The sequence below is a fragment of the Pantoea sp. YR525 genome, from assembly GCF_900116775.1.
GTDB classification, from domain to species: domain Bacteria; phylum Pseudomonadota; class Gammaproteobacteria; order Enterobacterales; family Enterobacteriaceae; genus Pantoea; species Pantoea symbiotica.
This window is the reverse complement of sequence record NZ_FPBU01000007.1, coordinates 166,157-189,735: the sequence shown is the minus strand read 5'-3', so window position 1 is coordinate 189,735 and position 23,579 is coordinate 166,157. Positions and strand designations below refer to the sequence as shown.

The 23,579-nt window shown below is 54.1% G+C and carries 22 protein-coding genes; 14 read left to right on the top strand and 8 right to left on the bottom strand.

Annotated features, from left to right (window positions below; genetic code table 11):
- Positions 1–2: 2 nt before the first annotated feature.
- The 4 genes from BM323_RS15745 to BM323_RS15730 form a co-directional block, all read right to left on the bottom strand.
- Complete coding sequence (locus tag BM323_RS15745) at positions 3–1,625, bottom strand: TIGR04028 family ABC transporter substrate-binding protein (RefSeq protein ID WP_008108822.1); 1,623 nt, start codon at positions 1,623–1,625, stop codon at positions 3–5.
- 203 nt (positions 1,626–1,828) lie between these two features.
- A complete protein-coding gene (locus BM323_RS15740) occupies positions 1,829–3,115 on the bottom strand; it encodes a TRAP transporter large permease (RefSeq protein WP_008108821.1) in 1,287 nt (428 codons plus the stop codon).
- A gap of 12 nt (positions 3,116–3,127) precedes the next feature.
- The gene (locus tag BM323_RS15735; protein ID WP_008108820.1) at positions 3,128–3,634 is read right to left on the bottom strand and encodes a TRAP transporter small permease; all 507 of its coding nucleotides are present in this window, start codon (positions 3,632–3,634) and stop codon (positions 3,128–3,130) included.
- A gap of 48 nt (positions 3,635–3,682) precedes the next feature.
- A complete protein-coding gene (locus BM323_RS15730) occupies positions 3,683–4,660 on the bottom strand; it encodes a TRAP transporter substrate-binding protein (protein ID WP_008108819.1) in 978 nt (325 codons plus the stop codon).
- A 371-nt stretch (positions 4,661–5,031) separates the two neighbouring features.
- On the opposite strand from BM323_RS15730, the gene BM323_RS15725 reads away from it, so the two are divergent.
- From BM323_RS15725 to BM323_RS15685, 9 genes are all read left to right on the top strand, one after another.
- A complete protein-coding gene (locus BM323_RS15725; protein ID WP_008108818.1) occupies positions 5,032–6,027 on the top strand; it encodes an MsnO8 family LLM class oxidoreductase in 996 nt (331 codons plus the stop codon).
- Positions 6,028–6,049: 22 nt separating this feature from the next.
- Positions 6,050–7,207 (top strand): amidohydrolase, encoded by a 1,158-nt coding sequence (locus BM323_RS15720; protein ID WP_008108817.1) that lies wholly within the window; start codon positions 6,050–6,052, stop codon positions 7,205–7,207.
- Between the two features lie 82 nt (positions 7,208–7,289).
- Complete coding sequence (locus BM323_RS15715) at positions 7,290–8,603, top strand: LLM class flavin-dependent oxidoreductase (protein WP_008108816.1); 1,314 nt, start codon at positions 7,290–7,292, stop codon at positions 8,601–8,603.
- An 18-nt stretch (positions 8,604–8,621) separates the two neighbouring features.
- A complete protein-coding gene (locus BM323_RS15710; RefSeq protein ID WP_008108813.1) occupies positions 8,622–9,554 on the top strand; it encodes an ABC transporter substrate-binding protein in 933 nt (310 codons plus the stop codon).
- A gap of 9 nt (positions 9,555–9,563) precedes the next feature.
- Positions 9,564–10,076: a GNAT family N-acetyltransferase gene (locus BM323_RS15705; protein ID WP_008108812.1), complete on the top strand. Its 513-nt coding sequence runs from the start codon at positions 9,564–9,566 to the stop codon at positions 10,074–10,076.
- Between the two features lie 9 nt (positions 10,077–10,085).
- Entirely contained in the window at positions 10,086–11,012 is a 927-nt protein-coding gene (locus BM323_RS15700; RefSeq protein ID WP_008108808.1) for an amino acid ABC transporter permease, read from the top strand.
- The gene (locus BM323_RS15695; protein WP_008108807.1) at positions 10,996–11,790 is read left to right on the top strand and encodes an amino acid ABC transporter ATP-binding protein; all 795 of its coding nucleotides are present in this window, start codon (positions 10,996–10,998) and stop codon (positions 11,788–11,790) included. The genes BM323_RS15700 and BM323_RS15695 overlap by 17 nt, the downstream gene beginning before the upstream one ends.
- Positions 11,790–12,695, top strand: coding sequence for an ABC transporter substrate-binding protein (locus BM323_RS15690; protein ID WP_008108805.1), 906 nt, complete (start codon positions 11,790–11,792; stop codon positions 12,693–12,695). The genes BM323_RS15695 and BM323_RS15690 overlap by 1 nt, the downstream gene beginning before the upstream one ends.
- A gap of 329 nt (positions 12,696–13,024) precedes the next feature.
- Positions 13,025–13,390, top strand: a complete 366-nt coding sequence (locus tag BM323_RS15685) for a hypothetical protein (RefSeq protein ID WP_238541746.1) — start codon at positions 13,025–13,027, stop codon at positions 13,388–13,390.
- 191 nt (positions 13,391–13,581) lie between these two features.
- On the opposite strand, the gene BM323_RS15680 is transcribed toward BM323_RS15685, so the two are convergent.
- Entirely contained in the window at positions 13,582–14,913 is a 1,332-nt protein-coding gene (locus BM323_RS15680; RefSeq protein ID WP_238541745.1) for a putative bifunctional diguanylate cyclase/phosphodiesterase, read from the bottom strand.
- Positions 14,914–15,142: 229 nt separating this feature from the next.
- On the opposite strand from BM323_RS15680, the gene BM323_RS15675 reads away from it, so the two are divergent.
- The 3 genes from BM323_RS15675 to BM323_RS15665 all read left to right on the top strand — a co-directional run bounded on the left by BM323_RS15675 (position 15,143) and on the right by BM323_RS15665 (position 16,903).
- Positions 15,143–15,703 carry a non-canonical purine NTP pyrophosphatase gene (locus BM323_RS15675; protein ID WP_008108796.1) on the top strand — a complete coding sequence of 187 codons (561 nt, stop codon included), beginning with the start codon at positions 15,143–15,145 and terminating at the stop codon, positions 15,701–15,703.
- Positions 15,700–16,494: an SIR2 family protein gene (locus BM323_RS15670; protein ID WP_008108794.1), complete on the top strand. Its 795-nt coding sequence runs from the start codon at positions 15,700–15,702 to the stop codon at positions 16,492–16,494. The genes BM323_RS15675 and BM323_RS15670 overlap by 4 nt, the downstream gene beginning before the upstream one ends.
- Positions 16,495–16,567: 73 nt before the next feature.
- Positions 16,568–16,903 carry a YebG family protein gene (locus BM323_RS15665; RefSeq protein WP_008108793.1) on the top strand — a complete coding sequence of 112 codons (336 nt, stop codon included), beginning with the start codon at positions 16,568–16,570 and terminating at the stop codon, positions 16,901–16,903.
- Between the two features lie 42 nt (positions 16,904–16,945).
- Here the strand turns inward: BM323_RS15665 and BM323_RS15660 are convergent, their stop codons facing one another.
- Positions 16,946–18,055 carry a Fic family protein gene (locus BM323_RS15660; RefSeq protein WP_008108792.1) on the bottom strand — a complete coding sequence of 370 codons (1,110 nt, stop codon included), beginning with the start codon at positions 18,053–18,055 and terminating at the stop codon, positions 16,946–16,948.
- A 350-nt stretch (positions 18,056–18,405) separates the two neighbouring features.
- Between BM323_RS15660 and BM323_RS15655 the strand changes: the two genes are divergently transcribed.
- Positions 18,406–20,346 carry a methyl-accepting chemotaxis protein gene (locus BM323_RS15655; protein WP_091004097.1) on the top strand — a complete coding sequence of 647 codons (1,941 nt, stop codon included), beginning with the start codon at positions 18,406–18,408 and terminating at the stop codon, positions 20,344–20,346.
- On the opposite strand, the gene BM323_RS15650 is transcribed toward BM323_RS15655, so the two are convergent.
- Entirely contained in the window at positions 20,343–21,548 is a 1,206-nt protein-coding gene (locus BM323_RS15650; protein WP_036649622.1) for an MFS transporter, read from the bottom strand. The genes BM323_RS15655 and BM323_RS15650 overlap by 4 nt on opposite strands.
- 71 nt (positions 21,549–21,619) lie before the next feature.
- Positions 21,620–22,615, bottom strand: a complete 996-nt coding sequence (locus tag BM323_RS15645; RefSeq protein WP_008108785.1) for a GlxA family transcriptional regulator — start codon at positions 22,613–22,615, stop codon at positions 21,620–21,622.
- Positions 22,616–22,726: 111 nt separating this feature from the next.
- On the opposite strand from BM323_RS15645, the gene BM323_RS15640 reads away from it, so the two are divergent.
- Positions 22,727–23,563 carry an alpha/beta fold hydrolase gene (locus tag BM323_RS15640; protein ID WP_091004100.1) on the top strand — a complete coding sequence of 279 codons (837 nt, stop codon included), beginning with the start codon at positions 22,727–22,729 and terminating at the stop codon, positions 23,561–23,563.
- Positions 23,564–23,579 lie beyond the last annotated feature (16 nt).

The window sequence follows — 23,579 nt, the reverse complement described above, 5'->3', positions numbered from 1 at the left end:
CCTTAGTGTTTTTCCAGCCACGCGCCGTAGAACGACGGACGACCTACGGCTTCGAAATTCACGCCTTTCAGCCACGGCGCACCGGCAAACACCTGCGGTTCTTCAAAGATCGGAATCACATAGGCCTGATCGAGCAGATAACGCTGCGCATCGCCGGTCACCGCCAGGCGTTTCGCCGGGTCGACTTCTGAGGAGATGCCCAATAACAGCGTGTTGAGCTTGTCGTCGCGGAAGTTTTGCACTTTGTCGCTGGAGCCGCCTTTCTGCAGCAGCGCATCGCGGTTAGTCGGGTAGAACTGGCTTTTCACCACGTCAGGATCGGCGCGGCCCACTTCGGAAACGGTAAGTGGGGTTTTCAGCGGATCGAGGTTATCCAGCACGCGGCTGCCGGCATCACCGGCTTTCACCGCCAGCGCGACACCCACCTGACGCCATTGCTGTGCCACCAACTGCAGCACCTCTTTGTTCTGCGGCTGCGGCAGCGATTCATAAATGGTCAGCGCCAGTTTCTTACCATCCTTCTCGCGGATGCCGTCGCTGCCCGGTTTCCAGCCCGCTTCATCCAGCAGTTTTTTCGACAATGCCGGATCGAATTTCAGCTTGTCGGCCAGGTTAACGTAACCGGCCGCCGAAGTGGCGATCACTGATGTGGCCTGCGGATAGTTCGGTGAGAACAGGGTTTGCACCACTTGCTGCGCGTTGGTGGCGTGCAGCAGTGCCTGCCGCACTTTCACATCGCTGACCAGCGGGTTATCCGGGCGGAAGCTGATGCTGTCGTTGACGCCACGCGTGGGCGCAGCGTAAATCGGGAAGTTTTGCTGCTGCGCCTGCTTTTCGTCATAGGCTTGCACCTGACGAATAAAGTCGGCCTGACCCGCCAGCAGCGCGCCGATGCGCACGCTGTCTTCCGGCGTGACAATGAATTTAATGCCGTCGAGATTGGCTGGACCTTGCTGGGCGAGATTTTTCGGGCCCCATTGGTAATCTTTGCGCGCTGTTAAATCGACTTCGCGCCCGAGTTTTTCATCACTGACAACAAACGGACCGGAACCGATAATATGACGCGCATCGCCGAGTTGATCGAAGCTACGTTGCAGCGTGCTGAGAGAAACTAATCCCGATCCAATCGTTGCGGTGCCCTGTAAAAAACCCGGTGACGGTTTTTTGAAATAAAATTTCACCGTCTGAGGATCAATAACTTCACTGCGGTCGTAATTATTAATCACTTCGGAAACTGGCAGGCGCTGGGCTTTATTTCCCAGACCGTAAGTATCAAAGTTTTTGGCTACCGCATTGGCATCTAAAGGCGTGCCATCGGAGAAGGTGACGCCGGGACGAATTTTAAAGGTATATTCGGTTTTATCGGCGTTGCTGCTCCAGCTTTCGGCAATCCAGGGTTCAACTTGTAATGTTTTTGGATTCTGCCACGTCAGTTTATCGGTGATTTGATTCAGAATTCCGCCATTGGGATAAAAGCCACCGGCAGGTGGATAAAGGTTGGTATGCGCCTGTTGTTCGAGATAAACCAGCGTGCCGCCTTTAACCGGCGCGTCTGCCGCGTGGGCGCTAAAAATCCCTGATAGCAGGGCCAAACTCAAAGCCTGCAAGTGAAAATGCTTAGTCATGGTGTTTCCCTTTTTTATCAATAGCCCGACGGGCGGTTTTCATCATTGAATGCCGCACACGGGAGTTGAACCAAGGAATTGCACTAAGCTTTGCCGAAAAAAATAAATAGAAGTTTAGACCGCCATTTATGGCGACCTGATAATTGCGGCACATATATTAAGGTCGCCATAAATGGCGACCCTACGGTGATTATACGTGGTTGTTACATCACGCCCATCAAACGCGGTAACCACAGCGATATGGCCGGAATATAGGTAATCAGCATCAGCACAATAAACAACATGCCATAGAAGGGCAGCATGGCGGATACCACTTGCTCAATCTTTTGTTTGCTCACTGCGCTGGCGACAAATAATACCGTGCCGACCGGTGGCGTAATTAAACCGATGCCCAGGTTGGTCAGCATTATCATGCCGAAATGCACCGGATCGACGCCCAGCGCGGTGGCCACAGGTAACAGTACCGGAGTCAAAATCAGGATCAGCGGTGCCATGTCCATTAGCGTTCCCACCACCAGCAACAGCAGGTTGATACACATTAAAATTACATACTTGTTGCTGGAGAATTGGGTAAAAGCTTCGGTAATGATGGTGGGTAATTGCATAAAGGTCATCACCGCACCGAAACCGGCTGCGAAGGCGATCAACACCATCACAATGGTTACCGTTTTGATGGTGCGAAACACCAGAATATGCAATTGCGTCCATTTGAAATCACGGTAAATAAACATGGTGACAAAGAACGCCCAGATGCAGGCGATGGCCGCCGATTCTGAGGCAGTGAAAACGCCCGAAAGAATCCCGCCGAGAATGATGAAGATGGTGAACAGGCCCCAAAACGCATCGAAGAAGATTTTCAACGCCTGCTTGTAAGGGATGCGCTCGCCTTTGGGGTAACCACGTTTACGCGCAAATCCCAGGCACATGACCATCAAACAGAAACCCAACAGCAGGCCGGGAATGATCCCGGCGACAAACAGGGAAGAGATGGTGACAACGCCGCCGGTGGCGAGCGAATAAATCACCGAGTTGTGGCTTGGCGGAGTTAGAACCGCCTGTACCGAGCCGCTGGCGGTCACCGCCGCAGCGAAATCACGCGGATAGCCTTTCTCCTCCATCTGCGGAATCATCACCGACCCAATCGAGGCGGTATCTGCTACCGAAGATCCCGAAATCGCGCCAAAGAAGGTTGAGGCGACGATATTCACCAGCGACAAACCGCCACGAATAAAGCCAACGAAAATATAGGCGAAGTTGACCAGCCGCCGGGCAATGCCGCCTTCCGCCATAATCGCGCCAGCCAGAATAAAGAAGGGAATGGTCAGCAGCGAAAACTTATTGATGCCGTTGGTAATCTGAATCACCACCGCTTCCAGCGGTAAGTCGATCCACCATGCGCCGATAAACGCGCTCAATCCAACGGCGAATGCCACCGGAAAACCCACCAGCAGCAACACCACCAAACTGCCTATCAAAATCAGTGCGTCCATTTTCTTCTCCGCTTAGTGGGTGCCGCCAAGAGTCACGATGGCGCGTTGGCTTTGATCGCCATTAACCAATCGCTCAATCACAAACAACAGCGTAAAGATCGCGCCGACCGGGATCGGCAGATACATTTCGCCGTAGGTCACCATCGGCAATGAAGCCAGCGTTTGCACCCACATCGCTTCACACAGGTTGTAACTGGCGCGGAAAATCACCAGACAGGTGATGATCATCAGCGCATCAGACAACTTCAGCAGCCAGCGCTGATTCGCCGGCGAGAGCCGGTCAGTCATCATCGACACACAAATATGCGTACCGGCGCGGAACCCGACTGGCGCACCAATAAAGGTAAAGATGATCATGCAAATGATGGCGACCGGTTCTGGCCAGGATAATGCGTCGTTCAGCACATAGCGTGAGAAAATCCCGATGGGAATCACCGTCACCATAATCAATAAGGCAACGGCGGCAATCGCCATGCACAGCAAATAAAGCCCATCCATCAGACGAGAATATGCAGTCATAATGTTTACCTGGTTAAAACGCCACGCAGGCACGTGGCGTGGGGAGGATTACTTCACATCAGCAATTTGTTTCATCAAATCCTGATATTTGCCGCCAAACTGATCGCGCACCGGTTGCGTGGCTTTCATGAAGGTTTCACGATCGGTTTCCTGGAAGGTCACGCCACCGGCTTTCATCTTCTCGATAGATTGTTGGGTGTAGGTTGCCCAAAGCTGGCGTTCTTCCTCCTGCGCCTCTTTGCCTAATTTCTTCAGCAATGCCTGATCATCTGCCGAGAGACGATTCCATAACGGTTTGGAGTAGAGAATCATTTCAGGCTGAATGAAGTGGCCGGTGAGGGTGTAGTACTTGGCGACGGGCATATAGTTGTGGGCGACAAAGGTTGGCGGATTGTTTTCAGTGCCATCCACCACGCCGGTTTGCATGGCGCTAAACACTTCGCTCACGCCCATCGCGACCGGATTCGCCCCCATCGCTTTCAAGGTAGCCAGTGAGATCGCACTGTTTTGCACGCGGATTTTCATGCCCTTAAGATCTTCGGGTTTGGCGATCGGTTTTTTGGTGATCATGTTGCGCACACCGGCGTCGGTCCAGCCGAGGAAAATCATGCGGGCGTTGGGATCGTTATCGAATTTCTCGACGATATTTTTCCCGATATCACCATCCAGCACCTTGTGCATATGGTCCTCATCGCGAAAAACATACGGCAAGGTTAATACGCTGGTTTCTGGCGCGATGCTGGTGACCGGTGCCAGCGACACGCGAATCATATCAATCGCGCCCAGTTGCACCTGCTGCAGCGTTTGGTCTTCATCACCCAATACGCCACCGGCGTAAACCTTCATTTCTAACCGCCCGTCAGTGGCTTTTTTCAGCTTCTCGCCCATGTGTTCAAGTGCCACCACGGTGGGATAACCCGCTGGTTGTACTTCTGCTACTTTGATGACTTTAGCGGACGCCACAGCAGGGCAAAACGCTGCCGCAGAGGATAACGAAACTACCAGAAGTAATTTTTTAAACGTCATGCTTTTTCTCCAGCTAAGGGGGGAGGCAGGAAGGTGCGGCGCATTGATTTTGTCGAGAGGTGCCGCGTGGTGCCAGCATAGAGAAAATAGTGGCTGGAAAAATAAGGGAATTGCGATTGGATGAATTGCGTCACATTTTGAAACGATGTTTTAATAATTTTATATTGAATGTCACATTTTCAAAACATCGCCGCAACAATCCATATTTAGCGGGGATAATTGTGTGTTTTCAAAGGAGTTTAAACCAAACGGTCCAATCTATCTCCCTGATATGCATAAAGTAAATATAGATACGACAATATCATGTTTTACGAACCCGCCTTCTGCGCCACACACTACTCGCCATATTCATGACGAAAAGGATAAGGCGCATGTCATACCGACTGAGTTTGCTGGATAAATCGCCGATTGCTGATGGAGAGACAGCCAGCCACGCGCTTCACCGCACTTTGCAGCTGGCGCAGCAGGCGGAAAGCTGGGGTTATCACCGCTTCTGGTTGGCGGAACACCACAATACCGATCGTCTGGCGAGTCCGTCACCGGAACTGCTGATCGCCTGGATCATCGGACAGACGCAACATATTCGCGTCGGTTCCGGCGGCGTGATGCTGCAACACTACAGCCCGTACAAAGTGGCGGAAAACTTCAACTTGCTGGCGTCATTAGCGCCGGGACGCATTGACGTCGGTGTCGGCAAAGCGCCGGGCGGCTTGCCGCTTTCGACGCGTGCGCTGCAGCTTGGCGTGCATCTGCAGGAGAAAGGCAGCTTCGCCGAGCAGTTGACGCTGCTGGATAGCTGGCTGCAAGTGCCGCCGGTGGGCGACGAAGAAATTCTGCGCGCCACGCCACAGCCGCCGCGTCCGGCCAATCGCTTCCTGCTGGGTGCCAGCGAAGAGAGCGCCAAACTGGCGGCGGAACTCGGCTGGCAGCTGGTGTTCGCTGCGCACCACAACGGCGATCCGCAATTAATGGAAAAAGTCCTTAACAGTTATCGCCAACACAGCAACGGCCAGCGCGCGCTGGTGGCGGTGCAAGTGGTGGTGGCAGATTCTCCGGCGGAAGCCGATCTGCTGGTGGACAACCTGCGCGTGTATCACGTCAGTGTCAAAGATGGCCCCAGCGTCAACGTCGGCAGCGTCGAGCAGGCCGAACGCTATGTGCGTCAGGGCGGTTACAGCGATTACGTGATTGAACCACGCACGCCGTCGCTGCTGAAAGGCACCGCCGCGCAGGTGCATGCCAAGCTGGATGCGCTGCATCAGCACTTCGGCATTGAAGAGTTTGTGATTGATACGCCGGTGGCTGAAGAGCAGGCGCGCGTTAAATCACTCGAACTGCTGGCTACTCACCGTTTAGTCACGGCTTGATTTGCTGCTTACGGAGGCAGGTATGACGCAATTTAGCGAACATCAGCTGATTGACTGGCGACGTGAGCTGCACAGCTGGCCGGAGTTATCCGGTCGCGAAGTCGAAACCACCGCGCGCCTGCGTCGCTGGTTACAGGACGCCGGTTTGCGTCTGCTGGATTATCCGCTGGAAACCGGCGTGATCGTGGAAGTGGGGCGCGGCGACACGCTGATTGCGCTGCGTGCCGATATCGATGCGCTGCCGATTCATGAAGCCACCGGACTGGCTTACCGTTCGCGTAATAGCGGCGTGATGCACGCCTGCGGTCATGACGTTCACAGCGCCGTGATGTTGGGCGCAGCCTTGCAGTTGAAAGCAGTTGAAGATCAATTGACTGGCCGCATTCGTATTCTGTTCCAACCGGCGGAAGAGAACGCCACCGGCGCACGTCAGTTGATCAATGCGGGCGTGCTGGACGGTGTGCAGGCGATTTTCGGCATGCACAATGAACCCGGTTTGCCGACCGGTACCTTTGCCACACGCGGCGGCGCGTTTTACGCTAATGCGGATAAGTTTATCGTGCGCGTTTCCGGCAAAGGGGCGCACGCCGCGCATCCGGAAGAGGGCGTGGACAGCATCGTGGTCGCCAGCCAGATCATTCAGGCGCTGCAATCGCTCACCAGCCGCAGCTTCAACACGCTGGACAGCTTGGTGCTCAGCGTTACGCGCATCGACGCCGGAAAAACCTGGAACGTGCTGCCCGGCGAGGCCGAATTTGGCGGCACGGTGCGCACCCATGACAAACAGGTGCGCGCAGAGCTGGAACAGCGCGCCCGCACGCTGGTCGAGAACATCGCCGCCGCCAACGGTGCCAGCGCCTCTTTTAGCTGGCATCCCGGTCCGCCGGTGCTGGAGAACGATGCGCGTTGGGCGCAGTTTGCCTGCAACGTGGCGCAGCAGGAGGGCTACCGCGTGCAGACCGCTGAGCTGCACCTCGGCGGCGAAGATTTCGCTTACTACTTACAGCAGATCCCCGGCGCGTTTGTCAGCATTGGCAGCGCAAGCGAATTTGGTCTGCATCATGGCGGCTTCAACCCCGATGAAGCGCTGATTGCCCCCGCTGCACACTACTTTACGCAATTAGCTCAGCAAGCATTGCAGCACCTCAACGCGCGATGTCGTGACGCCATTCTGAACTAGCTCGATTCACTGATTTCATTTCGATTCTGCACGGCGACACGATGTCGCCGTCAGGCTGCGCTTTGGCAAAAGAGAGAACATTATGACTGCAAGACAACTGCGATTGGGCACCATTCTGCATGGCGCATCCGGCAATATGTCCGCGTGGCGTCATCCGGCGGCGCTGGCGGATGCCAGTATCAATTTTGATTACGCCAAACATATTGCGCGCAAGGCGGAAGCGGGCAAGCTGGATTTCCTGTTTGTTGCCGATGGCCTATTCATCAACGAAAAATCGATTCCCCACTTCCTCAATCGCTTCGAACCGCTGACCTTGCTGTCGGCGCTGGCGGGCGTTACCGAGCATCTCGGTTTGGTCGGCACGGTTTCCACCTCGTATAGCGAACCGTTTACCGTGGCACGTCAGTTTGCCAGCCTCGATCATCTGAGCGGCGGTCGTGCAGGCTGGAACGTAGTGACTTCGCCGCTGGAAGGATCGGCGAAGAACTTCTCGCGCCAGCAGCACCCAGAACACGCGCTGCGCTATCGCATCGCCGACGAGTATCTGCAAGTGGTGAAAGGGCTGTGGGATTCGTGGGAAGGCGATGCTTTCGTGCGTAATAAACAGAGCGGCCAGTTCTTTGATCCCGAGAAGCTGCACACGCTGAATCACCACGGCGATTTTTTCCAGGTGCAAGGACCGCTGAATATCGAACGCACGCCGCAAGGTCGTCCGGTGGTGTTCCAGGCGGGCGCATCGGAAGATGGCCGCAAGCTGGCCGCTAAACATGCTGACGCCATCTTTACCCATCAGCCGACGCGGGAAGAAGCGCAGGAATTCTACCGCGATGTGAAAAAACAGCTGGTAGCGAATGGCCGCGAGCCGGGCGATCTGCACATTTTCCAGGGCGTTGGCGTGATTGTGGGCGACAGTGCAGAAGATGTGGAGCAGCAGTATCAAACCACCGCCGCGCTGGTTTCCATCAAAGATGCGCTCAACTATCTCGGTCGCTTCTTTGATCATCACGACTTCGCACAATATCCGCTCGATGAGCCGTTCCCGGAACTCGGCGATATCGGTCAAAACAGCTTCCGCAGCACCACCGACGAAATCAAGCGCAAGGCGCGCGAGCACGGCCACACGCTGCGTCAGGCGGCGCTGGAAGCCGCTACGCCGCGTCCGCTGTTTCACGGTACGCCAGAGCAGGTGGCCGATGGTTTGCAGCTGTGGTTTGAGAGCGAAGCGACCGATGGCTTCATCATTCAGGGCGGCACGCCAGATACCTTCGAACGCTTTGTCGATCGCGTGGTACCGATTCTGCAAGCACGCGGGTTAACCCGCAGCGAATACCCCGGAACCACGCTGCGCGCCAGCTTTGGTCTGAAAGATCCGGTTAATCAATACACACAAAAATAAAACACGAGAATAAACGCTATGCAGAAAAAATCCCTTATCGCGCTGCTGTTGCTAGGCATGAGCAGCGCTGTATTCGCCGAAGATGTGGCGGTGAACGGTCAGAACGTCAGTGTTGAAGCCAACAAAACGCCGATCAATACCGCGAAGAATGCTGCCGCAGTAGCACAGATCCCAGCCGGACATCGCTTCGCCGTGCCGGGCTCATTCACCGTGGCGGTGGCCGCGCTGAATTCGCCGCCATTAACCGTATTCAGTGATGACAACAAAACCCTGCTCGGCAGCGAAGTGGATATCGCCCGCTTAGTCGCCGACAGCCTGGGTTTGAAACTCAACGTGGTGCCAACTTCGTGGGAAGACTGGCCGCTGGGCGTGGCTTCCGGCAAATACGATGCGGCGATCAGTAACGTCACCGTCACCAAAGAGCGCAAAGAGCGCTTCGATTTTGCCACCTATCGCAAAGATTCACTCGGCTTTTACGTCAAATCCAGCAGCCCGATTAAGGCGATCACCAAGGCGGAAGATATTGCCGGACTGCGCATTATCGTCGGCTCTGGCACCAATCAGGAATCAATTCTGCTGGCGTGGGATAAAGAGAATCAGGCCAAAGGATTGAAGCCGTTTACGCCGGTGTATACCAAAGACGATGCGGCACAAACGCTGGCGCTGCAGTCCGGTCGCGCCGATGCCTTTTTTGGTCCGAACGTGATTGGCGCATGGAAAGCTGCGCTGACTAAGCAAACGCGTTTGGTTGGCAGCGTTGATGGTGGCTGGCCGAAAGCGGCGCACATCGCGGTGACGGTGAAGAAAGATGGCGGACTGGTGCAGCCGATCAACACCGCGCTGAATGGCGTAATCAAAAACGGCGATTACGACAAGGTGCTGAAGCGTTGGGGTGAAGGCGTTGAGCGTATCGACAGTTCAGAGATCAATCCGGCCGGATTGGGCGATTAAGGAGGCCGCATGAGCGAGCAACTGTTCCGCGAAGTGTCACCGGAAGCGCCTGAGCTGCAGCCGATTTTGACCGGACTATTTGGTGAATACGCCGCGCGCTACGGCGCGTTCTTTACCAACCAAAAAGAGGTTGAGCTGACCGAATGGTATTTGCCGCCGCGCGGGCTGTTTATCGTGCTGGAGCGTGACGGCGAGATCATCGCGATGGGCGCGTACAAACCTTATGACGCGGTGACCGCTGAGTTTAAACGCATCTGGACGCGCAGCGATCTGCGTCGTCAGGGGTTGGCGCTGCTGATTCTGCAGGAACTGGAGCGTCGCGCGCTGCGTGCAGGCTACCAGCGCGTGTTTCTCACCACCGGTTTCCGCCAGCCGGAAGCGGTGAAGTTGTATATCGGCCACGGTTATCAGCCGCAGTTTGAGCTGCTGGAGGATATGGAAGTCTACAGCCAGCCGCCACACGATGGACGCTTGCGCTTCCTGAAAGTGATCGATGTGCATAGCGTGGCGCAGGCCAGCTAAGGAGTTGCCATGAGTAATGAACCACAACGTTTAACCGTGGTGCCGGCGCGTTATCCGGCACGTACCGTCGGCGCGATTGTCGCGCTGTTTATTCTGGCTAGCGTAATTGATTCGGTTGCTTTCAACCCGCGCTGGGAATGGGGCGTGTTCGCCAAATGGTTTTTTGATCCGGTGATCCTCAGCGGTTTGGGGCAAACGCTGTTACTGACGCTGTTTGGCACCATTCTCAGCCTGATTTTTGGCGGCTTGCTGGCGCTGGCGCGCCTCTCGTCATCGTGGCTGCTCAGCACGCTGGCGTTCGGCTATATCTGGCTGTTCCGCTCGCTGCCGCTGATTGTGGTGCTGATCATCCTCTACAACTTCTCCTATCTGTACGACACGCTGTCGCTCGGCATTCCGTTTACCGCGCTGTCGTGGGGCCACTTCCAGACCATTAACGTGCTCGGCCAGTTCCCGGCGGCAGTAATTGGTTTGACGCTGGTGCAGAGCGCCTATAGCGCCGAAATCATTCGAGGCGGCTTTTTGGGTGTTGATCACGGCCAGTTTGAAGCGGCTTCGGCGCTGGGATTATCCTCCACGCGTCGCACCTTCCGCATCATTCTGCCGCAGGCGCTGCGCGCGATTATTCCCACCACTTTTAATGAAATCATCAGCCTCGCCAAAGGCACCTCGATGGTATACGTGCTGGCGATGCCGGAACTGTTTTACACCATTCAGATGATCTACAACCGCACGCAGCAGGTGATTCCGCTGCTGATGGTCGGTGCGGCCTGGTATCTGATCATCACCACCGTATTGTCACTGCTGCAGCACAGTGTTGAGCGCTGGCTGGCGCGCAGTGTCACCCGTGAACCGCAGCCGTCGCGCTGGCGTCAATGGCGTAACCGCAGCGCCAAACCTGCAACCGAGGAGCTTTCCCATGTCCGAAGCCATTGATTACCGCAATCTGCATAGCGCTGGCGCCATTAGCATTACCGGCGTCAGCAAGTCGTTCGGCAAGCTGAAAGCGTTGGATGATGTGTCGCTGGAGCTGGAACCGGGATCGGTGACGGTGATTCTCGGGCCATCCGGTTCGGGTAAATCGACGCTGCTGCGCACCATCAACCATCTGGAGCGCGTCGATGAAGGTTATATCCAGATCGATGGCGACTACATCGGTTATCAGCGGCGCGGCGACAAGCTGTATGAGCTGAAAGAGAAGGCGATTCTGCGTCAGCGCATCAACGTTGGTTACGTGTTCCAGAACTTCAATCTATTCCCGCATCTGACGGTGCTGGATAACCTGATTGAAGCGCCTATTGCGCATCGTCAGCTGTCGCGCCGTGAAGCGATCGATCGTGCCGGTGAGCTGCTGGATGTGGTGGGTTTACGCCACAAAGCCGATGCCTGGCCACGCCATTTGTCGGGCGGCCAGCAGCAGCGTATCGCGATTGCGCGAGCCTTGATGCTTAACCCACGTGTGATGCTGTTTGATGAACCGACGTCGGCGCTCGATCCCGAACTGGTGGGCGAAGTGCTGGATGTGATCAAAAAGCTGGCGCGTTCCGGCACCACGCTGGTGATTGTGACGCACGAAGTCGGTTTTGCGCGTGAAGTGGCAGATAACGTGGTGTTCATGGTCGATGGCCGCATCGTCGAACAGGGCAGCAGCAATCAGGTATTAAATCAGCCGCGCCACGAGCGCACTAAACGTTTTCTGGCGCGGGTACTTTAATGGAACGAGTGATTATTGCGGCGTTACTGACAGTGATATTAGGCGCGCCAGCCATCGCAGCAGAAACGCTCGATGCCAAAAACAACGAAACGCCGATCAATATTGCGACGAATCCACAGGCTATTGCGAAAATTCCGGCGGGTTTTCATTTTGTTAATCCGGGTTATTTAACCGTCGCCACCACGTCGATGAATTCGCCGCCCATCGGATTGTGGGCGTCGGATAATAAAACGCTGATTGGCAGCGATCCCGATATTGCACGTTTGCTGGCGGACAGTTTGGGCTTAAAACTGAAACTGGTGCCAGCCGCCTGGGAAGATTGGCCGCTGGGCATCACCGCCGGACGTTATGACGTGGCGATGTTCAATATTGCCGTTACCGAAGAGCGCAAAAAGAAGTTCGATTTCGCCACCTATCGCGCGGATAACCATGCATTCGCGGTGAAAACCAACAGCGCGATCACCGCGATTAAAGGCCGCGAAGACGTGGCCGGTAAGCGCATCATCGTCGGTTCGGGCACCAATCAGGAACGGATTTTACTCAGCTGGGATGAGAAGAACCGCGCGCAGGGTTTAGCGCCGGTGCAGCCAATCTATCTCAACGATGATGCGGCAGCCACGCTGGCGCTGCTTTCTGGACGTGCCGATGCCTCGTTTGGTCCGCAGGCGATGGCGGCATGGAAAGTTGCCTCGCGCGGGCAAACCAAAATCGTCGGCCACGGCCCTTTCCGTGCGTGGGTAGCGGTGACCACTAAAAAAGGCAATGGATTGGATGTGGCGCTGCAGCAGGCAATTAACGGTGCGATTACCAGCGGCGAATATAAACAAGTATTGGCACGCTGGGGCGAACAGGAAGAGGCGGTAGAAACCTCGCAGGTAAATCCGCCGGGGATTGTTTATCAGTGATTTTCTAATACGCCTAATTTTGCGAGAAAGCTCACGATGTAAAAGTTGTGAGCTTTTTTTATTTCATTAGGTCTTAGGCTGGCTCACATTTATTTGTAGGTGGATTATTACTGGCTCTGTTAATTAATTGTTTTCTTTGTTTTTTTGACAGTTATTTTAAATTTCTTATTCAAATCACTAATGTTTGTGAAAAAAACCAGTGCTAAGATGTTCACGGTCTTGGGCGAGTGCGGTGTTTAACGTTTACCATTGCAAAAGGGAATTTGATTGTATGGGCTACCGTCAACCTGCATTACCCAATCAAAGATGGAAACGATTGGGGTGAAATAATGTTAGCTGAACCGTTAAATAAGAGTGTTATCAATTATGCGTGCCGTCAACGTAAACGCAAGCAGGGCGGACAACCACCGAGCGGAGGTAAAGGAATGCAAGAGCGTGTTAAAAGGCTGGAAGATCAGGTTACTACGTTGGTCTCTGATGTGGCGGTAATCAAGTCAAATTATGCAACTAAGGAAGATGTGGCTGCGTTGAAAGCGGATGTGGCGGTGATCAAGTCCAATTACGCCACTAAGGAGGATGTTGCGGCGATAAAGGTCGATTTGTATAAAGCGATGATCACACAAACCAAATGGATGGTGACTACCCAGTTTGTAACCTTAGGCGCGGGACTTTCTCTTGCGAAACTGCTGTTTTGAATTGTATGTGATGGAACGGTCGCCATGAATGGCGACCCTACGAATATATAACGCGGTTTTTGTAGGGTGCGCATTCATGCGCACCTGGTCGCCATAAATGCCGATCGTACGAATATATGTTGTGGTTTTCGTAGGGTGCGCATTCATGCGCACCTGGTCACCATAAATGGCGTTTCGATTAAAACTGAGGGTTATATTTTCGCTTTTTTGATCCATACCAGCGCATCAGCAACCGGCAGCGGACGGGCGAAATGGTATCCCTGAAACAGATGACAACCTTTATCACGCAGGTAGGTGAAATACTCCTCACTCTCAATGCCTTCGGCGAGCACATTCAGTCCCATTTCCCGTGATAACTCGATGGTTTTCTGCACCACAATCGCCGATGATTCATTTTTAAAAATCTGCATGATTAATGATTTATCGATCTTAATATCATTAATAGCAAAATCACTGAGCGACTTAAGTGATGAATAGCCGACGCCAAAGTCATCAATCGCCCATTTAACACCCAATTGGCTAAAATGGCTGATCACCTCGCCGATGCGCTTTTGATCGTAAACAAAGGTGGTTTCGGTAATTTCAAACTTGAGGCGCTCTGGACGGATTTTATAATGTGACAGCGTCAGCAAGGTATCCTGAGTGAAATCCCGGTGTATCAACTGCAGCGGACTGATGTTAATGGAAAAGGCCAAATCACCGAGATACTGACCGCGATCCCATTCGGCGATTTGCTGCAAGGCGCGTTCCATCACCCATTTGCCAATCTCTATTATCAAACCGCTTTTCTCGGCAACAGGAATAAACACTTCTGGCGAGATAAAGCCTTTAGAAGGATGCTTCCAGCGTAGCAAGGCTTCAAATCCGATCAGTTTTTTTTTGTTATCCACTTGTGGCTGATAATAGAGTTCCAGCTGATTTTTTTCGATGGCTTGCGAAAGTTCGCGTTTGATTAAATCGGTTTCGGAGTAGTTGCCACGCAGTGTGAATGCCGTCAACAAGAGTGCGATCATCGGCACAGCGCAGTTAACGATATAAAAGCCGGACTCATGCGGAATATTGAGCTGAAAGGCGCTATGTTGCCATGTTAATCCGGTAGAAATAAAAAAGAGATAAACTGCCAGGCAGATTAACGGGAATATTTTACTTAAGTAAGGAGTTTGCTGGCGTAATACCAATGCTGAACCTACGGTTAACGCAACCAAATAATTGTATTCGGAGTGTTTCTCTACCGCATGACCATTATCCAGCAGGAAAAGCAGCATTATGATCAGTAACAAAGCATGGACGATGATGTAGAGATGTTTGTTCAGCCGGTTACTGAAAGCCGCTACCACAATATAAAACCCTATCACGGTGCTCAGGCAATATAACGCAGAAACACCATTTTCTCCCCTAATGAAATTGGTCACTATCATATAAAAACCCGCCAGGATGCTGGAAAATCCAGCAATGAGCAGCGTTAAGCGCAATTTTTTCTCTGGGTTATCACCCTGCAAAATGAAGGGCAAATCTCTTAACATGGAATATCTGGAATTAAAATAAGAGATCATCTGAGGTTCTCATTTTTCTTTGTCATATTTTTCAAATAGCGTCGCATAATTATTTTAGATTCATGCCTGGTGAAAGTCATAGTTTTGTTTACTTAAATAATTGATTGTTCCTACCCACTTCCCGGTATGCACGTTAGAATCAACTACCAACGGAGAGGCTTTTACCGAGCTTAAACCCACTTTCAACGTACTGATTGCAATGAAAATACGATTCCTGTCTGCCAACGAGCTAAAGCTGGCCGAGGTGCGTACCATCCTTGAGCCGGTCGGTGTCGAAGTGCTGCCCATCGCACGCCGTATTGAAGAGATTCAGACTGAAAATGAGGTCGAACTGGTGCGCGACAAGCTCACCAAAGCGTTCTCGATTATTGGTCGTCCGCTGTTTGTCGAGCATACCGGGCTCTATCTGGATGGTCTGAACGGCTTGCCGGCCGGACTGACGCGCATCTTCTGGAGCCGCCTGAATGCCGAGCGCTTCACTAAACTGGTGAACGGGCTGGATAGTCCGTGCGTCACGGCGAAAACCGTGCTCGGCTATTGTGACGGGCAAAAAATGTATCAGTTCGAAGGCGAACTGCGTGGCACCATCGCCACCGAGCCTGCTGGTCCCCGTGAATTTCAGTGGGACTGCGTGTTTATACCGGAAGGGCACACGCAAACCTTCGCCGAAATGGGCGAGCTAAAAAATGAGATTTCGATGCGTCGCCTGGCGCTGGACCGCTTCGCCACCTTTTTGAAAACATCGCGGGGATTGGCATGAAACCCGAGCTAAAACGCGCCTACGATGCCGGTAAATTGATTCTGTTTGCCGGTGCGGGCATTTCACGCAATCTTGGTCTGCCGGAGTGGCATGAGCTGATTGCGCATCTGGCTAAAGAACTGGGCTACGATCCGAAAATCTTTAACACCTACGGCACGCATTTGTCGCTGGCGGAGTATTACAAACAGCGTAAAGGCTCGCTGGGACCGCTGCGCAGCTGGATGGATCGTGAATGGCATCGCCCGGATATTGACGTGCGCAGTTCTGAAATCCACACCATGATCACGCAAGGCAACTTCTCACGCATCTACACCACCAATTACGATCGCTGGTTGGAGATGGCGCATGAGGCGCACAACGTGCCTTACAGCAAAGTGGCGAACGCAGCAGATTTAGTTTCGTTGACCGAAGATAAGCGCCATATCATTAAACTTCATGGAGATTTCGACGACGATACCTCCATCGTGCTGGATGAAAGCAGCTACTTTGAACGCCTCTATTTTGATTCGCCGCTGGATATCAAACTCACGCACGACGTGATGGGCAACTCGGTATTGTTTGTTGGCTACAGCATCAGCGATTTCAACATCCGTCTGTTATTCTACCGCCTGACAAAAATGTGGGGCCGCACCGGATTGGCCACCGCGCGTCCGAAATCGTACCTGTTCACCAACCGCAATAATCCGGTGGCGAAAGAGGTGTTGGGGCAGTGGGGCATTGAGATGATCGTCTCGGAAGAGGACGATCCGCGCAAAGCGTTGGCGCTGTTTCTGGAAGAATTACTGGCTTAAAGGCAGAAAGTCATTGCCTGGAAAAGTTTGATCAGAATATACTGTATATAAATACAGTTAACCGAGGTGCATCATGGCAGTCGAAACCAAATATGTTGTAGTCAGAAAGGGTGAAGAAAAAATGACGTTTGCCAATAAAAAAGACGCGGATGCCTGGGACAAAATGCTTGATATGGCCGACGCCTTCACCGATTGGCTGCAGCAGCATCAGCCAGAACTGGGTGAAGCGCAGGCCGAAGCATTGGGTCTGCTGTTGGCTGAACAGAAAGATGCAGTGCAGCATATCCTGCGCACCAGCAAGTTGCCGGATATCGTAAAGGAAGATGAGGTTGAGGCAGCGCCTGAAGCTTCTGCGGAAACCGAAGCTCCAGCGCCGGAAAAGAAAGTTCGCGCGGTTAAAGCAGCGTAAGAGGTTTTGTAGGGTGCGCATATATGCGCACCTGGTTACACATCAAAGTTTAATTTGATACCGCGTACTACGCCCGCCGCCCGGTAATTTATCCAGACACCCTTTCGCCATCAATTCAGTCAGATGTCGCGTAGCCGTGGCTTTACTCACTTTCGCCACTTTTTGATACTGACCTGCGCTGATGCCTTCACTAAATCCCTGTTCTCCGCCATCCAGTAAGCGATTCAGCACGCGGGTTTGTTCCGCACTCAACTCGGCCGCGTTATGCATCAACCAGAAGCGTGCTTTATTTTGCGTACGCGTGACGGTTTCCAGCGCCTGTTCAAGACTGTCATTCAGCACATCACAAAACCACAGCAACCAATCGGTGACGTCCATTGCACCGCGCTGCGTCTCCTGCAGAATGCGGTAATAGTCGGCACGTCGCGCCAGAATCGATGCGGACATGGCATACAAACGGATGCTCTGGCTATCAGCCTGCGCCAGCGCCAAATCTGTGAGGGCGCGAGTGATACGTCCATTACCGTCATCAAACGGGTGCAGCGTAACGAACCACAAGTGGCACAACGCGGCGCGCAACAGCGGATCGAGCAGCGGATCCTCGCGGCTGTGATTAAACCAGGCAATAAATTCCTCCAGCTGCGCTTCCAGCCCGGCGCGCGGCGGCGCTTCGAAATGTACCGTTGGGCGATCGATACGGCCTGAAACCACCTGCATTGGCTCATCGCCGCGCAGCCTGCCCACATTCAGCCGCTTGATGGTCCATTCACTTTCGGGAAACAGCCAGCGATGCCACTGACATAAACGCGCCAACGTCAATTCCTGATCGCGTTGCGTAATGGCATCCATCATCATGGTTGCCAAACCTTCTGAACGTTCGGAAACCGGGTAAGGCTGATCGAGCGAAACGCCTAAACGGCGCGCAAGCGAAGATCTCACCGACTGCGCGTTGACGCGCTCATCTTCAATCGCTGAGGAAGAGAGGATATTGCTCAGCAGCGTATCCAGCGTTTGTTGCTCGCTGTTATCTTGCACGCTGGCACGGCCCAGCAACACGCCGCGCTGCTGCTGCAACTGGCGCAGGCGCGGCAGTAACTTCTCATCTTGCCAGCGAAACTGCGGCCAATCGGGCTGCTGCCAAATCCACATCATAAGCTCACTCCTGAATTGCATGAGCTGAATAGGGTTGATATTCGGCTCATATAGTGAGCTGAATAATAGCCTCTAATCGGCTCATTGACCAGAAGGGAGCGGGTGGGCATTGGGCGAGAATCTGATGTCGGTCGCCATTAATGGCGACCCTACAAGGATTTGTGCGTTTTCGTAGGGTGCGCATTCATGCGCACCTGGATAACACCATGCGTGGCGATTCAACAGCATTCTGATCCGACCTCCTTTGCCATCAAGTTCCCCGGCCGCGCGCCGATAGAGTGTTCAAAGGGATGTACGCGCACAGGGAGTGGTTCTGATTACCGAAAAGTGTCAACTCCAGGAGCGCCATAATGGCCAAACACGCATCACCTAAGAAAAAAATGAGCACCCGCACGCAGATGCTGCTGACGGGCGCCTTAACCATCACGCTCGGCTTTGCCGTGACCATCGGCGTGCTTAGCTGGCAATCCAGCAATGAACAAAAGTCGCTGGCTGAAAACTACCTGCAGCAGATAGCGCAAAGCCAGGCGCTGCAAATTCAGCATCAACTCAGCTATGCGCGCGATGTGGCGCACAACCTTGGACACAGCCTAATCGCGTTGCCAGCGGCAGGGATTCAGGATCGTAAAGTCGCCGATAAGCTGATGGAATCGGCGCTGCGTGATAATCCCGATTATCTGTCGATCTCGGTGATCTTCGAAGAGAACGCCTTCGACGGACGCGACGCGGAGTTTGCCACCCAACCCAATGCGGCACCGAAAGGTCGTTACGCGTTCTTTGTCGATCGCGATCAAAGCGGCAAATTCAACATGCATCCGCTGACCTCAATCTTCACGCCGGGTCAGGGCGATTACTATCTGCTGCCACAAAAAAGCCAGAAAGACATGCTGATCGAGCCGTATAGCTACGCTTACAACGGCGTACCGACGCTGCTGACCTCGGTGGCGGCGCCGATTGTCAGCCAGGGCAAACTGTGGGGCGTAGTGACGTCCGATATTTCACTGGCGTCGCTGCAGGAGAAGGTCAACAAAATCAAACCGTGGGAAGGCAGCGGCTATGCGATGTTGCTCTCCAGCGCGGGCAATGTGGTCTCTTATCCGGATAAAAACCAGACCAGCAAGCCGTGGAAAGGCGATACCAATAATTTCAGCACCAGCGTGATGGAACATCATGATGCCTTGCTGGGTGAAGATGTGTTGGTGACGTGGCAGCCGGTGGTGATTGGTAACAGCGATCAGAAATGGTATCTCGGCGTGGTTGCGCCGGTCAGCCAGGTGATGGCGGCGGCACATCGTCAACTGATCAACGCGGTGATTCTGATGATCATCAGCATTCTGGTGGTGTGTACGCTGCTGGGCATGCTGTTCAGCCGCAAGGTGCTGAAGCCGATTGGTGGCGAACCGCTGGAAGCCGCAACCATCGCGCTGGCCGTCGCCGATGGCAAACTCGATAACGTCATCACGCTGAAAGGGCGCGATAACAGCAGCTTGTTCTACGCGCTGCATACCATGCAAAACCAGCTGCGCGACATCGTAGGGCAGATTCAGGATGCCAGTTCGTCGGTACGTCAGGGCGCGGGTGAAATCGCCAGCGGCAACCTCAATCTGGCCTCGCGCACCGAACAGCAAGCTGCCGCGCTGGAGCAAACGGCCGCCAGCATGGAGCAGATCACCGCCACGGTGAAACACAACGCCACCAACGCGCATCAGGCAACAACGCTGACCGACAATGCCACGCATATCGCCAGCCGCGGTGAAACGCTGGTGGGCGAAGTGGTGCAAACCATGGCGCAGATCGACGATAGCGCGAAAAAGATTGGCGATATCACCGCCATCATCAACAGCATCGCCTTCCAGACCAATATTCTGGCGCTTAACGCCGCAGTAGAAGCGGCACGCGCCGGGGAACAAGGGCGCGGTTTTGCTGTGGTGGCGTCGGAAGTGCGTAATCTGGCCCAGCGCAGCGCCAATGCGGTGAAAGATATCGGTGCGCTGATTGAGGAATCCACGCAGCGCGTCGGCAGCGGTGTGCAGCTGGTGCAGGATGCTGGCAGAACCATGCAGGAGATGACGCAGGCGGTGAATTCAGTGCGCACCATCATCGGTGAAATTGTGATTGCGTCCGATGAGCAGGCGCGTGGCATCAGCCAGGTGACCATCGCGGTGAACGAGATGGACAGCACCACGCAGCAGAACGCCGCGCTGGTGCAGGAGATGTCTGCCGCCGCCAGTTCGCTGGAAGATCAGGCCTCGCAACTGGCGAACACCGTTGGCCGGTTCCAGCTGAGCTAAGTATAAGCGGCTGATTTATTCGATAGTCGGCTGCCCATCCACCATGTCATCAGCGCTGCGCAGGCGATCACGCCTAACACGGCAAAGGTCACATGATAGGAGTAGGCAGCCGCAATATTTCCAGCCAGCGCCGGGCTCATTGCCGCGCCGATCCCCTGCATCAGCATGATAAAACCCTGTCCCGCGTTGGTATGTCCGCTCCCTTGCAAGATTTTGACAATGTAGCCGGGGATCGCCACGCCAAGCAAACCCGCTGCCATTCCATCCAATATCTGCACCGGAACCATCGAAAACGTGCTGTCAAACAGGGAGGCAATCAGCGCACGCACCGGTAACACCAACAGTGCCAAAGTGATTAACTTTGTATACCCGAAACGCGAGGCATGGCGAGCGGCATAGAGCGCCATCGGGATCATGACGCACTGAGAAATCACTACCGTTGCGGCCGCGTAAAGTCCGGGGCTGATTTCAGCACTGTGCGCTGAGGCAACGCGCAAACTTAACATCGGCAACAGCGCTGCGTTGCCCAGATGAAACAGCAGCAGGGTTAACGCAGTAATGATTAACGCCGGGTGACGAACAACATGACTGAGGCGCGGAAGGGTATCGCCGGATGAAGCGCTTGTCATACCGCGCGCGGCAACGTCATCAATCTCTTCACTGCGAATGAACAGCACAGCCAGCGCAGCACACAGCGCCATGGTTGTCATCAGCACAAACACCGCGCCGGTTCCCCAGTACCACACTGCAGCGCCCGCAATGATGGCAGCGGTCATGTTTCCGCCATGATTGAAGGCTTCATTTTTCCCCATTTGCTGACCAAAACCGTCCGGGCCGGTTAAACCCAGAGTAATACCGGTCAGGACAGGCGCAATGAGCGCCGCTGACAGTCCAGTGACAATCTGCGACAAAACGGTGATCCAGGCTTGATCGAAATACCAGAGCAGCAAAGTGGCGCAAGTGATCAGCATTGAACCGGCAAGCAGCAGCGATCGTTTATGGCGCGTAGCGTCAGTTGCCAGGCCGGCCGGAAGCGTAGCGACAAGCCCGGCGAGGCCACCGGCGGTCATCACCCAGCCGATATCGCCCGCATTCCAGTGACGTTCGGTGAGAAAGATGCCGAGGAAGGGGCCGAGACCGTCCCGAACGTCAGCCATAAAAAAGTTAACCAGACACAAAGCCTGAAGCGAACGCAGTGACATATGAATTCTCATCGATTCAATGGGAAGGAAACGATCATAATCATGGCAGGAAAACATCACTTTGCCTGCGGTTAATCGCTCTGGGCGGTGCCAAACCGCTGCCGATACTGGCCCGGCGTGACGCCGGTGAGTTTACGGAATATTTTACGGAAAGCGGAAGGATCGCCGTAGCCGATTTCCCAGGCAATCTGATCAACCGAACGATTGCTGAGTTCCAGCGCATCACGCGCTTTCATGATACGTACCTGCTGCACATAATCCGTTGGCCGCATGCCGGTCGCTTTCTGAAAATGGCGCAGAAAGGTACGTGGCGTCATGCTCGCCAGCGCTGACATGCTCTCAATGCTGTGCTGTTCAGCAAAATGGGCGTGCAGATGATGCTGTGCGCGCAGAATCTGGCTGTCGCCGTGCTCGAAATTGGGGATAAACGCGGAGTAGGTGCTTTGCTCGCGGCGCGGCGGATCGATCAGTAAAAAGCGCGAAGTCGCTAGCATGGTGCCGGTGCCGAGCACTTTTTCAATCAGCGTTAAACCCAAATCGGTCCACGCCAGAATGCCGCCAGCGGTAATAATATCGCCGTCGTCGATCACCATATTTTCCACCGCGACATTCACCGCAGGAAAACGCTCCGACAACGTCTGCGCAAAGGCCCAGTGCGTAGTGGCGCGACGGTGATCGATCAGCCCGGTTTCGGCTAACACAAAAGCACCGGCGCACACCGAACAGAGCGTTACGCCTTGATCATAAAGCTCACTCATCCAGTTAGCTGGAATCTTCATTGGCACCATCTTTGCCGGTTGCACCAGGCTTGGCGGCGCAATCACGTGGCTCAAACGATGTGGTGTATCGGGATGGCTATCCCAGACACAGGCCATTTTGTCGCTCTGCGCATCGATCTGCCAATGCGAAACTCGAATCGCCCGCTTGCTCGCCTCTCCGGAAATAGCCTCCGCCCATTCTGCAGCTATCCTGAACATATCGGTTAGGCCATAAATCGCCGCAAGCTGGCAATCGGGATAGATCACCAGGCCAATCTCCGCCACAACGTTGTTTTCAGCAATTTTCATGACTTGTCACTTACAGCCCTTAATGTGTCATATTTGACAATATTAGCCGCTGCCGCTTTCCATGACAATAAGCCCATCGAACGCAAACAATCACCTACAGAGGACATTCTCATGAGCAACGGCATCATTACTACTCAAGACGGCACCCGCATTTTCTACAAAGACTGGGGCCCGAAAAATGCCCAACCGGTGGTGTTTCATCACGGCTGGCCGTTAAGCGCCGATGACTGGGACAACCAAATGTTGTTCTTCCTGGCGCAAGGTTATCGCGTTATCGCCCACGACCGTCGCGGTCATGGCCGTTCCGATCAGACCGATAGCGGCAATGATATGAACACTTACGCCGCCGACGTGGCAGAACTGGCTAAAGCGCTGGACCTGCGCAACGCTATCCATATCGGTCACTCAACCGGTGGCGGTGAGGTGGCACGTTATGTGGCGCACGCTGAGCCAGGCCGCGTGGCGAAGGCGGTGTTGATGGGCGCAGTGCCGCCAATCATGCTGCAAACCGCCGCCAATCCGGAAGGTTTGCCGAAATCGGTGTTTGACGGTTTCCGCTCAGCGCTGGCAGCCAACCGCGCGCAGTTCTTCATCGATGTGCCTGCGGGTCCGTTTTATGGCTTCAATCGTCCGGGTGCGAAAGTTAGTCGGGGCTTGATCGATAACTGGTGGCGTCAGGGCATGGCGGGTGGCGCGAAGGCGCAATACGACTGTATCACTGCCTTCTCGGAAACTGATTTTACCGAGGATTTGAAAGCGATCACGGTGCCGGTGCTGGTGCTGCACGGGGAAGACGATCAGGTGGTGCCGATCGATGATTCGGCGCATAAGGCGATTAAATTGCTCAAGCATGGCACTCTGAAAACCTATCCAGGTTTGTCGCACGGCATGTTTGCGACGCATCCTGAGCAGATTAATCCTGACCTGTTGGCGTTTGCGAAAGCGTAGGATACGCGATGGTCGC

Coding starts and splice junctions, on each gene's coding strand:
- BM323_RS15745 (WP_008108822.1), bottom strand. CDS start 1,625: ATGACTAAGCATTTTCACTTGCAGGCTTTGAGTTTGGCCCTGCTATCA.
- BM323_RS15740 (WP_008108821.1), bottom strand. CDS start 3,115: ATGGACGCACTGATTTTGATAGGCAGTTTGGTGGTGTTGCTGCTGGTG.
- BM323_RS15735 (WP_008108820.1), bottom strand. CDS start 3,634: ATGACTGCATATTCTCGTCTGATGGATGGGCTTTATTTGCTGTGCATG.
- BM323_RS15730 (WP_008108819.1), bottom strand. CDS start 4,660: ATGACGTTTAAAAAATTACTTCTGGTAGTTTCGTTATCCTCTGCGGCA.
- BM323_RS15725 (WP_008108818.1), top strand. CDS start 5,032: ATGTCATACCGACTGAGTTTGCTGGATAAATCGCCGATTGCTGATGGA.
- BM323_RS15720 (WP_008108817.1), top strand. CDS start 6,050: ATGACGCAATTTAGCGAACATCAGCTGATTGACTGGCGACGTGAGCTG.
- BM323_RS15715 (WP_008108816.1), top strand. CDS start 7,290: ATGACTGCAAGACAACTGCGATTGGGCACCATTCTGCATGGCGCATCC.
- BM323_RS15710 (WP_008108813.1), top strand. CDS start 8,622: ATGCAGAAAAAATCCCTTATCGCGCTGCTGTTGCTAGGCATGAGCAGC.
- BM323_RS15705 (WP_008108812.1), top strand. CDS start 9,564: ATGAGCGAGCAACTGTTCCGCGAAGTGTCACCGGAAGCGCCTGAGCTG.
- BM323_RS15700 (WP_008108808.1), top strand. CDS start 10,086: ATGAGTAATGAACCACAACGTTTAACCGTGGTGCCGGCGCGTTATCCG.
- BM323_RS15695 (WP_008108807.1), top strand. CDS start 10,996: ATGTCCGAAGCCATTGATTACCGCAATCTGCATAGCGCTGGCGCCATT.
- BM323_RS15690 (WP_008108805.1), top strand. CDS start 11,790: ATGGAACGAGTGATTATTGCGGCGTTACTGACAGTGATATTAGGCGCG.
- BM323_RS15685 (WP_238541746.1), top strand. CDS start 13,025: ATGTTAGCTGAACCGTTAAATAAGAGTGTTATCAATTATGCGTGCCGT.
- BM323_RS15680 (WP_238541745.1), bottom strand. CDS start 14,913: ATGTTAAGAGATTTGCCCTTCATTTTGCAGGGTGATAACCCAGAGAAA.
- BM323_RS15675 (WP_008108796.1), top strand. CDS start 15,143: ATGAAAATACGATTCCTGTCTGCCAACGAGCTAAAGCTGGCCGAGGTG.
- BM323_RS15670 (WP_008108794.1), top strand. CDS start 15,700: ATGAAACCCGAGCTAAAACGCGCCTACGATGCCGGTAAATTGATTCTG.
- BM323_RS15665 (WP_008108793.1), top strand. CDS start 16,568: ATGGCAGTCGAAACCAAATATGTTGTAGTCAGAAAGGGTGAAGAAAAA.
- BM323_RS15660 (WP_008108792.1), bottom strand. CDS start 18,055: ATGATGTGGATTTGGCAGCAGCCCGATTGGCCGCAGTTTCGCTGGCAA.
- BM323_RS15655 (WP_091004097.1), top strand. CDS start 18,406: ATGGCCAAACACGCATCACCTAAGAAAAAAATGAGCACCCGCACGCAG.
- BM323_RS15650 (WP_036649622.1), bottom strand. CDS start 21,548: ATGTCACTGCGTTCGCTTCAGGCTTTGTGTCTGGTTAACTTTTTTATG.
- BM323_RS15645 (WP_008108785.1), bottom strand. CDS start 22,615: ATGAAAATTGCTGAAAACAACGTTGTGGCGGAGATTGGCCTGGTGATC.
- BM323_RS15640 (WP_091004100.1), top strand. CDS start 22,727: ATGAGCAACGGCATCATTACTACTCAAGACGGCACCCGCATTTTCTAC.